This window comes from Caldimonas thermodepolymerans (assembly GCF_015476235.1).
GTDB lineage: Bacteria > Pseudomonadota > Gammaproteobacteria > Burkholderiales > Burkholderiaceae_C > Caldimonas > Caldimonas thermodepolymerans.
On sequence record NZ_CP064338.1, the window covers coordinates 295529 to 308014 of the forward strand.

Below are 12486 nucleotides of genomic sequence, written 5' to 3' on the forward strand. Positions count from 1 at the left end.
TCCGTCTTCGCTGAGGGAGCGCCGCCGTACCGGGAGCCACTGCCCGGCGGCGGACGCGATCGGCGGCTGCAGCGCCTGCTGTGCCGTCGAGACGCCGGGCGGCACCCATCGGGCCGCCGGCACCATGGGCGGGGCGCACGCATGCGAATGCGTGCGCCCCCCGTGCTTTCCGCGGTTCCGATCCCGCCCGAAACTCCTACACTGCCGGGCGCGCTGCCCACGCGCGGTGCGGCAGCTGTTCCACAACGACAGGAGTTTCCTTCATGAGTCTGTTCCCGCAATGGCGCGAGAAAACCGAGGGGATCGTCGCGCCGGACGAACGGCTGCCCTGGCCCCAGACGCTGGCGATGGGCGTGCAGCACGTCGTCGCGATGTTCGGCGCGACGGTGCTGGCGCCGCTGCTGATGGGGTTCGACCCCAACGTCGCGATCCTGATGAGCGGCATCGGCACGCTGATCTTCTTCTTCATCGTCGGCGGCAAGGTGCCGAGCTACCTCGGCTCCAGTTTCGCCTTCATCGGCGTGGTGATCGCCGCCACCGGCTACGCCGGGCAGGGGGCCAACCCCAACCTGGGCGTCGCGCTGGGCGGCATCATCGCCTGCGGCGTGCTCTACACGCTGATCGGCCTGGTCGTGATGGCGGTGGGAACGGGCTGGATCGAGCGCTTCATGCCCCCGGTGGTCACCGGCGCGGTGGTGGCGGTGATCGGGCTGAACCTGGCGGCCGTGCCGATCAAGAACATGGCGCCCACGCCGTTCGACGCGTGGATGCAGGCGGTGACCTTCGTCAGCGTCGGTGCGGTCGCGGTGTTCACCCGCGGCATGGTGCAGCGCCTGCTGATCCTGGTGGGCCTGATCGTCGCCACCGTCATCTACGCGGTGCTCACCAACGGCCTGGGCCTGGGCCAGCCGATCGACTTCTCCAAGGTGGCCAACGCCCCGTGGTTCGGCATGCCGGGCTTCGCCTCGCCGGTGTTCGACGCCAACGCGATGCTGCTGATCGCGCCGGTGGCGGTGATCCTGGTGGCGGAGAACCTGGGCCACATCAAGGCCGTCAGCGCCATGACCGGGCGCGACATGAACCCGTACATGGGCCGCGCCTTCGTCGGTGACGGCATCGCCACCATCGTCTCGGGTGCCTCGGGTGGTACCGGCGTGACCACCTACGCCGAGAACATCGGCGTGATGGCCGCCACCAAGATCTACTCGACGGCCATCTTCGTGGTCGCCGCGCTGATCGCCATCGTGCTGGGCTTCAGCCCCAAGTTCGGCGCGCTGATCCAGACCGTGCCGGTGGCGGTGATGGGCGGCGTGTCCATCGTCGTGTTCGGCCTGATCGCCGTGGCCGGCGCCAAGATCTGGGTCGACAACCAGGTCGACTTCAGCAACAACACCAACCTGATCGTCGCCGCGATCACGCTGATCCTGGGCACCGGCGACTACACGCTGCGCCTGGGTGAATTCGCGCTGGGCGGCATCGGCACCGCGACCTTCGGCGCCATCATCCTCTACGCCCTGCTGAACCGCTCGAAGTGAGCGTCCACTGCCGGCGCGGCGAACCTTGTCCCTGCGCTGGCTCAAGGTCTTCGCCGGGCGGGCAGGCAAAAACCTGCCCGCTGCGCTAGAGTGGAGGCTGCGGTGCCGTCTTGCACCGCAGAAGGAGAGACCCCATGTTGACACCCGCCAGCATTGGCGGGCGTGACGCAAGGCGACTCCTGCCTCGTGTCTACGCCCTCAAGCGTCGCAACGACGCCAACTGCATGCGCCTGGCATGCATCGAGCGCCGCATCGTCCGCCGCTCGGCCTTCAGCATCCCCGACCGTTAGGTTCCTTCGGTCCTGCACCGCGCGCGGTGGGCGTCGTCGCGCCGCTGCGCCACGCAACCGCTTCCCGGCCACCTGGTCTCCGGCTTCGCCATGTCGAGCCGGTCGCCTGCGTTCGCCTTGAAGCACCCGAAACGCAACCTCAACTCCAGGAGATGCAGATCATGTCGTTCCGTGAATCCATCCGTACCCCGCTGCTGGTGATCAAGCACTGGCAAGCGCCCGACGTCGTCATCGAAGCCGTGAAGTTGCTGCTGCCCTACGTGGCGGCTGGCGCCGTGCTGCTCGGCGCGGCGTGAGGTGCGACGCCGTCTCACGGTTGCGGCCGCCTCGCTGAGGCGGCCTGCGGTCGGATGCACCACGGCAAGACTTTCCGGCGATCCACTGTCCCGAGTCGCCTCCGAGTCGGCGTCCGGCTGGCATTGGCGGCCTGATCCCCCGAGGCCCCGGGGGGCCTGCCTGTTCCCCGCTTTCCTCGGCTGCATGCCGTGGCCCAGGTAAGCGCAGTCCACCTGGTCGCGGCCTGAGCGTGCGCCGTGCGCTCGCCACATGCCGGGCACTGTTTTCTTCCTGCGCGGTTTCCGCACGCGGCCTTCCCAGCAAGGCCGCGCGGCTTGCCGTATGGTGGCGGCCAGAGGAGACAAGACATGAAGGACGATCGCCTGGTGGAGATGCGCATCTTCAAGGGTGTGGCGGAGACGGGCGGCTTCACGGCGGCGGCCGTGCGGCTGGGGGTGAGCCAGCCGGTGGTGAGCAGGGCCATCGCCTCGCTCGAGGCGCGCCTGGGCTGCAAGCTGCTGCACCGGTCCACCCGCATCCAGCGCCTGACGCAGGAAGGCGAGCGCTACCTGGCGCTGTGCACCCGCGTGCTCGACATGCTGGAGCAGGCCGAAGCCGAGATGCGCGCCGACGATCCGGTGGGCACGCTGCACGTCAGCGCGCCCCTGGCGTTCGGGCTGGACCAAGTCGTGCCCTGCCTGCCGGGCTTCCTGCAGGCCTACCCCCGGCTGTCGGTACACGTGTCGCTGACCGACGCGGTCGTGAACCTGATCGGCAGCCACGTGGATGTGGCGATCCGCATGGGGCGCATCCACGACGGGACGCTGGTCAGCCGCAAGCTGTGCCACCTGCACCGCATCATCGTGGCCTCACCTGCCTACCTCGCGCGCCACGGCACGCCCGTGACGCCGGCCAGCCTGGAGAGCGGCCAGCACAACTGCCTGCTGTGGGACGGCATGCACAAGCACCTGAACCGCTGGCCGCTGCGCATCAACGGGCGCATCGAGCACTTCGAGGCGCGCGGCAACTTCCACACCGACAACGGCAGCACGCTGTACCAGATGTGCGTGGCCGGCATGGGCATCATGCGCTTGGCCGAGCACCTGGCCCTGCCGGCATTGCGGCGTGGCGAGCTGGTGGAGATCCTGGCCGACTACAACGTGCGCGACGATTCCTCGGCCATCCATGCCGTCTACCTGCACGGCAACCGCAACGCGCCGCGCGTGCGCGCCTTCGTGAACCACTGCGTCGAGTACTTCGCGAACCCCCCGTGGCTGCGCGACACGCCTCCGCCGGCAGCCGCCGGAGCCGCGATGTCGCGGGCGGTTGTCGAGGTGGCGTCGACCTGACGTCGCTCCCCCGCGTCCCTGGCGCGGACGCAGCCATCCATTCTGGCTGCGCATAAATGTTATCGGTGCCGCCGTATTGGTCCATGTCAAGGTCGTACCTATCGTCTGCACCTGACATCCATCAACAACAAAGCAGGAGCACGACGATGACCGAGAACCTTGCCCGCGCGCCCGTGACCGCCGTAAAGCTCGCTGGCCGTGAATCGATCTATCAACCCGAGCAGCCGGGGTTGAAGTTCCCGAGCATCCCGACCTTCGAGACCAAGGCACAGCAGCGCCAGTACCTCAAGGAACGCCTCGTGGCGGCCTGCCGGGCGTTCGCGCAGCACGGTCTGGACTACGGCTTTGCCGGCCACCTGACAGTGCGCGATCCGGAGTTCCCGGAGCTGTACTGGACCAACCCGATGGCGGTGCACTTTGCGCAGGTCAAGGTGAGCAACTTGATCCTGGTCGACCACAAGGGCAAGGTGCTCGAAGGCGGCTATGCGGTCAACCGTGCCGGCTTCGTGCTCCACGCCGCGGTGCATGCCGCCAACCCGGACATCGTCGCGATGTGCCATGCGCACACGGAGTACGGCACGGCGTTCGCCGCGCTGGGCAAGCCACTCGCGCCGCTGTCGCAGGACGCTGCCGCCTTCTTCGAGGACCATGTCGTGATCCGCGAGGAAGCCGGCCAGGTGGCCGTGGAGACGCAGGCCGGCAGCTCGGTGTGCGACAAGTTCCGCGGCGTGAAGGCGGCCATCCACCAGAACCACGGCCTGTTCACGGTGAGTCGCCACAGCATCGACTCGGCCGCGTTCTGGTTCATCGCGCTGGAGCGTTGCTGCAAGCAGCAGCTGATGATCGAGGCCACGGGCCAGCAGCCGGTGCTGGTGTCGCCCGAGCGCTCGCGCTACAGCCGCGAGCACGTCGGCAGCGAGTACATCGGCTGGCTGCACTTCCAGCCGATCTACGAGCACCTCGCGGCCACCCAGCCTGACATGTTCGAGTGACGGCCACGACGCGGTTTTCCCATAACAACAAGGCGCAACCTCGATTGCGCCGGGGCGGCCGGCCCGAGTGGCCGGCCTGCAAGGAGACGCTATGCAAACCATCGTCAGGGGCTGGTTCCGCCTCCTGAACATCACCCTCGTGGCCTGCCTGGGCGCCATGGTGGTCCTGGTGTTCGGCAACGTTGTGTTGCGCTACGCCTTCAATTCCGGACTGGAAGTCTCCGAGGAGCTGTCGCGGCTCCTGTTCCTGATCAGCACCTTCCTTGGCGCCATCGTCGCGATGCGCGAACGCCTGCACCTGGGCGTGGACAGCCTGGTGCGCCGGCTGGGCCACCGCGGGCGCATCGCATGCCTGGTGCTGAGCCAGCTGGGCATGCTGGGCTGCACCGGCCTGCTGCTGGTGGGCAGCTGGCAGCAGATGGTGATCAACCTCGACACGACGATGCCGGTGACCGGCGTCTCGATGGCGATCTTCTACGGCACCGGCGTCGTGTTCGGCATCTCCGTCGGGTTGATGCTGCTGCATGACCTGTACCGGGCGCTGACCGGTCACCTTGCCGAGGACGAGGCGGTGATCGTGCAGGCCAGCGAGGACGGCGACATGGACGCCCTCGCACAGGCATCGGCGGCCAAGGCCGGCGGAGGGGTGGTCAAGCAGGAGGCCCTGTCATGATGGTGCTGGCGATGTTCCTCGGGTCCCTGCTGGTGCCCATCGCGCTGGGCATGCCCATCGCGTATGCCCTGCTGATCAGCGGCGCGACGCTGATGTGGCACCAGGACATGTTCGATGCGCAGATCGTCGCGCAGAACCTCATCAACGGGGCGGACAGCTTCCCGCTGATGGCGGTGCCCTTCTTCCTGCTGGCCGGCGAGATCATGAACGTGGGCGGCCTGTCGCGCCGCATCGTCGACGTCGCGATGGCCCTGGTGGGTCACATCCGCGGTGGGATGGGCTACGTGATCATCGTGGCCGGCTGCATGCTGTCCGCGTTGTCGGGCTCGGCGGTGGCCGATGCGGCGGCGCTGTCGGCCCTGATGCTGCCGATGATGATGCGCGCCGGCTACGACAAGGCCTCCACCGGCGGCCTGATCGCCGCCACCAGCATCATCGGGCCGATCATCCCGCCGTCGATCGGCTTCATCATCTTCGGCGTGACCGGCGGGGTTTCCATCACCCGGCTGTTCCTCGCCGGTATCGTCCCGGGCCTCGTGATCGGCATCGCGCTGGCCGCCGCTTGGTACTGGCAGACCCGCGGCACCGCCCTGAGTCCGATGCCGCGCCAGCCTTGGGCGTCCGTCGTGAAGGCGGTGATCAGCGGGTTCTGGGCCCTGCTGCTGCCGGTGATCATCGTCGTGGGCCTGCGCTTCGGCGTGTTCACGCCGACCGAGGCGGCGGTGGTCGCGGCCGTGTACGCGCTCCTGGTCTCGGTGCTGGTATACCGCGAGATGGACATGAAGGCGCTGGTCCACGCGATGCTCGCCACGGCCAGGATGAGCGCAACGGTGATGTTCCTGATCGCCGCGGCGATGGTGGCGGCGTGGATGATCACGGTGGCCGAGCTGCCGGACATCGTGGTGGAGCTGCTCGCACCGCTGATCGGCTCGCCGCGGCTGCTGATGCTGGCCATCGTCACGCTGCTGCTGGTCGTCGGCATGGCGATGGACATGATCCCGATGATCCTCATCCTGACGCCGGTACTGCTGCCGGTGGTGAAGCAGGCCGGCATCGACCCGGTCTACTTTGGCGTGGTCTTCATCGTGGCCTGTTCGATCGGCCTCATCACCCCGCCGGTCGGATCGGTGCTCAACGTGGTGCGCAGCGTCTCGCGCCTCGACATGGAGGAGATCGTCAAGGGTGTCTGGCCTTTCCTGATCGTCGAGGTCGCCGTGCTGTACCTGCTCGTGTTCTTCCCTGGACTGGTCACCGTGCCGGCGCGCTGGTTCGCGGGTTGATCCTTCCTCCACATTCCAAACCATGAAGGAGACTTGCATGAAGAAGTTGTTGAAGACCCTGGCCCTGGGCATGCTCCTGCCGGCGTTCATGGCTGCGAGCCAGGTCCATGCCGCGGACATCAAGAACCGCACGCTGCGCTTCTCGCACGTGCAGCCCAAGGAAAGTCACATGGGCTATGGCGTGGAGCAGTTCGCCAAGCGCGTGCGCGAGAAGAGCGACGGCAAGATCAACATCCGCATCTTCCACAACGGCACGCTGGGCGGCGACATCCAGACCCTGTCTGCGCTGCAGGGGGGCACGATCGACATGACAACCATGCCGCCCGGGCTGATGGTGGGCCTGTCGGCCGAATACGGCGTGTTCGACATCCCCTTCCTGTTCCAGGACTTCCGCGAGGCCGACGCGGTGCTGGATGGCCCGCTGGGCAAGAAGATGATGGAGCGCCTGCCGCGTGGCCTGGTCGGCCTGGCCTACTGGGACCACGGCTTCCGCAACCTGTCGAACAACAAGCGCCCGATCGCGAAGCTGGAGGACATCCAGGGCCTGAAGCTGCGCGTGCTGCAGGCCCCGCTGATGCTCGACACCTTCAAGGCGCTGGGTGCCAACGCGGTGCCGCTGCCATTCACCGAGCTGTTCACGGCGATGGAGACCAATGCGGTGGACGGGCAGGACAATCCCATCGTTGCCTTCGAGACCAACAAGTTCTACGAGGTGCAGAAGCACCTGTCCAGCACCCGCCACGTCTACAACCCGCTGATCGTGCTGGTCTCGCAGGCGAGCTGGAACAAGCTGACGCCGGACGAGCAGAAGCTGCTGCGCGAGGCGGCAGAGGAAGTGCGCGCCGACCAGCGCAAGGTCTCGCGCGAGATGGAGGCCAAGGCCATCGAGAAGGCAAAGCAGCACGGCACCATCTACACCGACATCACTCCGCGGGAGCGCGCGCGCATGGCGCAGGCGGTCGCGCCGGTGATCGCGCAGCACAAGCAGCAGATCGGCGCCGCGCTGGTCGACGAGTTCCTCGCCGAAGTGGCGAAGGTGCGCCAACAGCAGCAGTGACCAGGTCGTGACCCGGTGGACCGGGCGAGGCCGGCAGCGCGCCGTGCCGTCGCCGGTCCCGCAGGCCGTGGACGTCGGTTCAGAATAGCTGGTCCACGGCGCGCCGGATCCCGCCGTACCCCGTGCAGCGGCACAGGTGGCCGCACAGCAGCTCGCTGGCCTCGCTGGCGCTGGGCCGCGGTTGCTGCTGGTGCAGGTGGGTCAGCGTCATCACGAAGCCGCCGGTGCAGTAGCCGCATTGCAGGCCGCCACAGGTGGCCAGCGCCTCGCGCACCGGCGCGCTTTCGGGGCGCTGCGCGACCGCCTCGATGGTCGTCACGCGCCGGCCCGCCAGCTGCCAGGCCATCACGAGGCAGGCGTTGGCCGGCACGTCGTCCAGCCACACCATGCAGGCGCCGCAGCGGCCGACCTCGCAGCCGGGCTTGGCGCCGGTGAGGCCGAAGTCCTCGCGCAGCAGCGACAGCAGCCGGCGCGTCGGCGCGCAGCGAACGTGCACTGCCTGCCCGTTCAGTTCGAAGGACACCTCGACCTCGGCCGGGGTGTCGGACTCGCCTGCCGTGGCGGTACCGGGGGCTTGCGATGCGGGCTCGGTGAGCGTCGCGGTGGTCATGGGTTTTGCTCCAGGTAATCCAGCACGGTGTCGGGCCTGATGGGCAGGCGGTCCACCGGCATGCCGATCGCGGCGGTCACGGCGTTGGCGACCGCCGGCGCGGCGATGTTGACGCTGATCTCGCCGGCGCCGCGCGGGCCGATCTCGTCGCCCTCCATGAGGTTCTCGATCGCGGTGACGTCGTAGCGCGGGGCGTCGGCCAGCGTGGGCACGAGGTAGCCGTCGAGGTTGCGCGCCAGGTAGCGGCCCTCGCGCGTCGGCAGGTCCTCGGTCGTCGCCAGTCCCTGGCCCATCAGCGCACCGCCTTCCATCTGGCCGAGGAAACCCATGCGCGAGGCGACCGGGCCGAGCGCAGCGGCGATCGCGAGGTGCTCGACGCGCACCGCGCCGGTCCAGGTGTCCACGCAGACCTGCGCGGCGGCGGCGCAGGCGCCGAACACGTAGTGCGCGGCGTCGATCGCGCTGGGCGTTTCCTCGCCGGGCAGCTCGATCTCCAGGTGCGGCAGTGGCGTGCCGGCGGCGGCAAGGCGCTGTGCCAGCTCGGCGTAGCGCAGCACGCAGGCTTGGCCCGCATGCCAGCCGCCAGGGCCCCAGCGCAGCGTCTGCGCCGGCACGCCCAGCACGTCGGCTGCCAGCGCGGTCAGGCGCGCGGCCCAGTCCGGGCCGTGGCGGTGCAGCGCGCGGTGCACCAGCGTGGTCGAGCGCGAGGCCGAGGCCGGACCGGTGTCGGGGGCCTGCGCCGAGTCGCCCAGCACCGGGCGCACGTCGTCCTCGCTGCAGCCGAGCTGCCGCGCGACGATGGCGCGCGTGGCGCCCAGCAGGTTCTGCCCCATCTCGGTGAGGCTGGCGCGCAGCTCGATGCGCCCGTCGGCACCGAGGGCCAGCGCCAGGCGCGCGCCGTTGGGGCCACCGCGGCCGAAGCCGTCGCTGCGGTGCACCAGGGCCAGGCCCACTCCCCGGCGGAAGCGTGCGTCGGCGGCGGGGTCGGCCGCGCGTTGCGCCGCCTCGCGCCACAGCGGGTGCTGCGCGATCACGTCCAGCGCGCGGTGCGGCCCGTCGAAGGGCGCGACCACCTGGCCCATCGGGCCCGGCGCGTCGGGGGCGGCGAGGTTGCGGCGGCGGAACTCGACCGGCCCCAGGCCGCTGGCGCGCGCGAGCCGGTCGATCTGCTGCTCGAGCGCGAACTGCACCTGCACCGCACCGAAGCCGCGGAAGGCGCCGGCGATGCCGTTGTTGGTGTAGGCCAGCCGCCCCTGCACCTCGACCGCGTCGTAGGCATAGGGGCCCACCGCGTGTTCGATGGCCGCGTCCAGCACCTCGGGGCCGTGCGTCGCGTAGGCGCCGGTGTCGGCGAGGATGTCGACCTGCTGGAAGCGCAGCCGCCCTTCGGCATCGCAGCCGGTGCGCATGCGCATGCGCATCGGGTGGCGCTTGACGCCAAGGTCGGTGGAGGCCGGGCGGCTCAGGTGCAGGCGCACCGCGCGGCCGCTCTTCCACGCCAGCAGCGCGGCGATGGGCTGGATGGTCAGCTCGTCCTTGGCGCCGTAGGAGCCGCCCACCGGCATGCCGACCGCGCGCACCTTGTCGGGCGGCAGGCGCAGCATCGCGGCGATCACCTGCCGGTCGCGCTCGGGGTTCTGGCAGCCGAAGTACAGGGTCAGGCCGCCTTGCCCGTCCGGCTCGGCCACGCCCCCTTCGGTTTCCAGCGTCACGTGCATCTGGCGCGGGCTTTCGTAGACGGCCTCGACGACATGCACGCAGGCGGCCTGCGCCGCGGCCAGGTCGCCGCGCTGCAGGCGCGCGGCATGTAGCAGGTTGCCGTTGGCGCGGTCCTCGTGCAGCTTCGGTGCCTCGGGCGCGAGCGCAGCCTCGGGGTCGTCGACCACGGGCAGCGGTTCGAGTTCGAGGCGGATCGCGGCCAGCGCCGCACGGGCGATCTCGGGGGTCTCGGCCGCGACCGCGGCGATGGGGTCGGCGATGCAACGCACCTTGTCGGCACACAGCACGGGGCGGTCCACGTGGCGCAGGCCGTAGTGCGTGTCGCCGGGGATGTCGGCCGCGGTGACGACCGCGTGCACGCCGGGCAGCGCGCGCGCGGCCGAGACGTCCAGCGTCACGATGCGCGCATGGGGCAGCGGGCTGCCGAGGATGGCGCCGTGCAGCTGGCCCGGCGCGATGCGGTCGGTCAGGTAGCCGGGATGGCCGGTGAGCTTGGCCGCGGCGTCGGGGCGCGGCTCGCGGGCGGCGACCAGCGCCGCATGGTCGAGGAGTCGGTGCGGCGTCATGCGGAATGCGGCAGGCGTCGGTTCAGGTGCCCCAGCAGCAGGCGCGCGGCCAGGCGCACGCGCTGCGGGTCGGTGTCGTCGTGCAGGTCCTGCTGCAGCGCGGCGCGCAGGTCCCCGGCCCGCGCGGGCAGGCTGCGGCAGTCGGCGCCATCCAGCACCGCCTCCGCCCTTGCCAGGCGCCGTGCCGGCAACGCCGCGGCCGTGGCCGCCAGTCGCAGCCCGTGCAGCCGGCCGTGCGCCAGCTGCGCGCGGATCGCGAGCGCCAGCCGCGACGGGCTGAAGGCCGCGCGGGCGCCGACCTTCTCGTAGACGGCGACCGGCGCGGCGGCCGGCAGCGGCACGCGCACCGCGCGCACCAGCGGCAGCACGGGGCGGCGCAGCACCTCGGCGAGCGGCCGCGGCACGGGGTCGGTGTCGACCTCGGCTTCGGCGTCCAGCGCCAGCAGCGCGGCCAGGGTGTCACCCCAGCGCCAGCCGATGTTGCCGCCCAGCGTGGCCAGGTGCCGCACCGACAGCGCGCCGAGCGCATCCAGCGCCTGCGCGAGCAGCGGCGCGTGCGCGCGCACCCGCGCATCGGTGCGCAGCGCCTCCAGGCGCGTCGCCGCACCCAGGTGCAGCATGCCGTCATGCAGCGCGACACCCGCGGGCACCGCGCCCTGCGTGACATCGATCAGCGTCATCGCGGGGGGCGGCTGCTCCACGCCCCAGGCCAGCTGCAAGGCGGTGCCGCCGCCGACATAGGCGACGGGCACTGCAGAAGGCGCCTGCCGCCAGGCCACCGCCAGCGCGGCGGTGGGCGGCACCTTCACGGCGGGAGTCGACACGGACACGGCGGCCTCCGTCTCAGCGCCGTGCCCAGAAGGCGCGCTGCAGGCTGACGATCTCGGGCACCACCTCGGGCACCGGGCCGATCAGCTCCACCGGCTTCTGGCAGTGGTCGAAGACGTAGCGCGAGGACACGCTCATCGTCGGGTTCTCCGCGTGGTCGCCGGTGGCTTCCAGCAGCATGGCCTCGGTCATGCCGTACACCACGCGGCCGATGTTGGCCCAGTACGCGGTGCCCGAGCACATGCAGCAGGGCTCGACCGAGGTGTAGAGCGTGCAGGTCCAGAGGAACTCGGGCGTGTAGTTGGTCGCGGCGATGCGCGCCAGCGTCGATTCGGCGTGGTTGACCGTGTCGATGTTGCACTGCTCGAGCAGCACGGTCTCGTGGTCGGGGCCGACCAGGATCGCGCCGAACGGATGGTGGCCGAGCGCGACGGCACGCTGGGCGACTTCGTTGGCGCGCCGCAGGTGCCTGACGATCTGCTCGCGCGTCGGCGCGGTGCGGGCGGCGGCGGTGAGGGTCTGGGTCATGGCGGTGGAATCAGTCAGTCGGGGTCAGGCGCTCCAGGAGAAGAAGCGCTTGTGCACGCCGACGATCAGGCCGTAGAGCGCGAGGCTGCAGCTCACGAGGATGGCCAGCGACGCGAACGCCACGGGCACCTTGAACGACGAGGTGGCGAACAGGATCAGGTAGCCCAGGCCCTTCTCGGCGGCGACGAACTCGGCCACCACCGCGCCGATCACCGACAGCGTGATCGCCACCTTCAGCGACGAGAAGATGTAAGGCACCGCGTAGGGCACGCGGATCTGCGTGTATTCGCGGATGCGCGGCGCGCGCAGCGTGCGCGACAGCTCGATCAGCTCCGCGGGCACCGAGGCCAGGCCGGTGGCGGTGGAGATCACGATGGGGAAGAAGGCGATCAGCGTCGTGATGACCACGCGCGGCAGCGTGCCCGCGCCCAGCGTGACGACGATGATCGGCGCGATCGCGACGATGGGGGTGGACTGGATCACCACCAGCCACGGCAGCAGCGTGCGCGACAGCAGCGGAGACTTGGTGATGCCCACCGCCAGCGGCAGGGCGATGGCGATGGCCACCAGGTAGCCGGAGATGGCCACCTCCAGCGTGGCGAGCAGGTGTTCGAGCCAGCGCGCCACGCCCAGCTCGCGCGCTGCGCTGGCGATGGCGCTGGGCGCGGGCAGCACGTAGACGGGCAGCTGGAACGCGCGGGCGGCGATCTCCCACAGCAGCAGCACGAGGAGGAAGGCCCACAGCGAGGCGTATCGGGACAGGAAGGCGCGCATGGTGGATCA

At 70.1% G+C, this 12486-nt stretch carries 13 protein-coding genes; 8 read left to right on the plus strand and 5 right to left on the minus strand.

The window, feature by feature from the left end; genetic code table 11:
* The first annotated feature begins 263 nt into the window (after positions 1–263).
* From IS481_RS01460 to IS481_RS01490, 8 genes are all read left to right on the plus strand, one after another.
* Positions 264–1535, plus strand: coding sequence for a solute carrier family 23 protein (locus tag IS481_RS01460; RefSeq protein WP_104357742.1), 1272 nt, complete (start codon positions 264–266; stop codon positions 1533–1535).
* Positions 1536–1669: 134 nt separating this feature from the next.
* A complete protein-coding gene (locus IS481_RS01465) occupies positions 1670–1825 on the plus strand; it encodes a hypothetical protein (protein WP_165908731.1) in 156 nt (51 codons plus the stop codon).
* A 161-nt stretch (positions 1826–1986) separates the two neighbouring features.
* Positions 1987–2121 (plus strand): hypothetical protein, encoded by a 135-nt coding sequence (locus IS481_RS18470; RefSeq protein ID WP_259371686.1) that lies wholly within the window; start codon positions 1987–1989, stop codon positions 2119–2121.
* 348 nt (positions 2122–2469) lie between these two features.
* Positions 2470–3450, plus strand: coding sequence for a LysR family transcriptional regulator (locus IS481_RS01470; protein WP_104357741.1), 981 nt, complete (start codon positions 2470–2472; stop codon positions 3448–3450).
* A gap of 173 nt (positions 3451–3623) precedes the next feature.
* On the plus strand, positions 3624–4442 hold the full coding sequence (locus tag IS481_RS01475; protein ID WP_419469236.1) for a class II aldolase/adducin family protein: 819 nt from the start codon (positions 3624–3626) through the stop codon (positions 4440–4442).
* A gap of 91 nt (positions 4443–4533) precedes the next feature.
* Positions 4534–5115, plus strand: a complete 582-nt coding sequence (locus IS481_RS01480; RefSeq protein ID WP_104357739.1) for a TRAP transporter small permease — start codon at positions 4534–4536, stop codon at positions 5113–5115.
* Positions 5115–6395 carry a TRAP transporter large permease subunit gene (locus tag IS481_RS01485; RefSeq protein WP_104357777.1) on the plus strand — a complete coding sequence of 427 codons (1281 nt, stop codon included), beginning with the start codon at positions 5115–5117 and terminating at the stop codon, positions 6393–6395. Before IS481_RS01480 ends, IS481_RS01485 begins: the two co-directional genes overlap by 1 nt.
* A 37-nt stretch (positions 6396–6432) precedes the next feature.
* Positions 6433–7452, plus strand: a complete 1020-nt coding sequence (locus IS481_RS01490) for a TRAP transporter substrate-binding protein (protein ID WP_104357738.1) — start codon at positions 6433–6435, stop codon at positions 7450–7452.
* Positions 7453–7531: 79 nt separating this feature from the next.
* Here the strand turns inward: IS481_RS01490 and IS481_RS01495 are convergent, their stop codons facing one another.
* The 5 genes from IS481_RS01495 to IS481_RS01515 are packed head-to-tail and all read right to left on the minus strand — an operon-like array spanning position 7532 to position 12477.
* A complete protein-coding gene (locus IS481_RS01495; protein WP_104357737.1) occupies positions 7532–8062 on the minus strand; it encodes a (2Fe-2S)-binding protein in 531 nt (176 codons plus the stop codon).
* Entirely contained in the window at positions 8059–10347 is a 2289-nt protein-coding gene (locus IS481_RS01500; RefSeq protein WP_104357736.1) for a xanthine dehydrogenase family protein molybdopterin-binding subunit, read from the minus strand. Before IS481_RS01500 ends, IS481_RS01495 begins: the two co-directional genes overlap by 4 nt.
* Positions 10344–11177 carry an FAD binding domain-containing protein gene (locus IS481_RS01505; RefSeq protein ID WP_104357735.1) on the minus strand — a complete coding sequence of 278 codons (834 nt, stop codon included), beginning with the start codon at positions 11175–11177 and terminating at the stop codon, positions 10344–10346. Before IS481_RS01505 ends, IS481_RS01500 begins: the two co-directional genes overlap by 4 nt.
* Before the next feature lie 13 nt (positions 11178–11190).
* On the minus strand, positions 11191–11703 hold the full coding sequence (locus IS481_RS01510) for a nucleoside deaminase (protein WP_104357734.1): 513 nt from the start codon (positions 11701–11703) through the stop codon (positions 11191–11193).
* Between the two features lie 24 nt (positions 11704–11727).
* A complete protein-coding gene (locus IS481_RS01515) occupies positions 11728–12477 on the minus strand; it encodes an ABC transporter permease (RefSeq protein WP_104357733.1) in 750 nt (249 codons plus the stop codon).
* Between the last annotated feature and the right edge of the window lie 9 nt (positions 12478–12486).

Excerpts from the sequence above, each read along its gene's own strand:
- IS481_RS01460 (WP_104357742.1), top strand. The coding sequence starts at position 264 with ATGAGTCTGTTCCCGCAATGGCGCGAGAAAACCGAGGGGATCGTCGCG.
- IS481_RS01465 (WP_165908731.1), top strand. The coding sequence starts at position 1,670 with ATGTTGACACCCGCCAGCATTGGCGGGCGTGACGCAAGGCGACTCCTG.
- IS481_RS18470 (WP_259371686.1), top strand. The coding sequence starts at position 1,987 with ATGTCGTTCCGTGAATCCATCCGTACCCCGCTGCTGGTGATCAAGCAC.
- IS481_RS01470 (WP_104357741.1), top strand. The coding sequence starts at position 2,470 with ATGAAGGACGATCGCCTGGTGGAGATGCGCATCTTCAAGGGTGTGGCG.
- IS481_RS01480 (WP_104357739.1), top strand. The coding sequence starts at position 4,534 with ATGCAAACCATCGTCAGGGGCTGGTTCCGCCTCCTGAACATCACCCTC.
- IS481_RS01485 (WP_104357777.1), top strand. The coding sequence starts at position 5,115 with ATGGTGCTGGCGATGTTCCTCGGGTCCCTGCTGGTGCCCATCGCGCTG.
- IS481_RS01490 (WP_104357738.1), top strand. The coding sequence starts at position 6,433 with ATGAAGAAGTTGTTGAAGACCCTGGCCCTGGGCATGCTCCTGCCGGCG.
- IS481_RS01495 (WP_104357737.1), bottom strand. The coding sequence starts at position 8,062 with ATGACCACCGCGACGCTCACCGAGCCCGCATCGCAAGCCCCCGGTACC.
- IS481_RS01500 (WP_104357736.1), bottom strand. The coding sequence starts at position 10,347 with ATGACGCCGCACCGACTCCTCGACCATGCGGCGCTGGTCGCCGCCCGC.
- IS481_RS01510 (WP_104357734.1), bottom strand. The coding sequence starts at position 11,703 with ATGACCCAGACCCTCACCGCCGCCGCCCGCACCGCGCCGACGCGCGAG.
- IS481_RS01515 (WP_104357733.1), bottom strand. The coding sequence starts at position 12,477 with ATGCGCGCCTTCCTGTCCCGATACGCCTCGCTGTGGGCCTTCCTCCTC.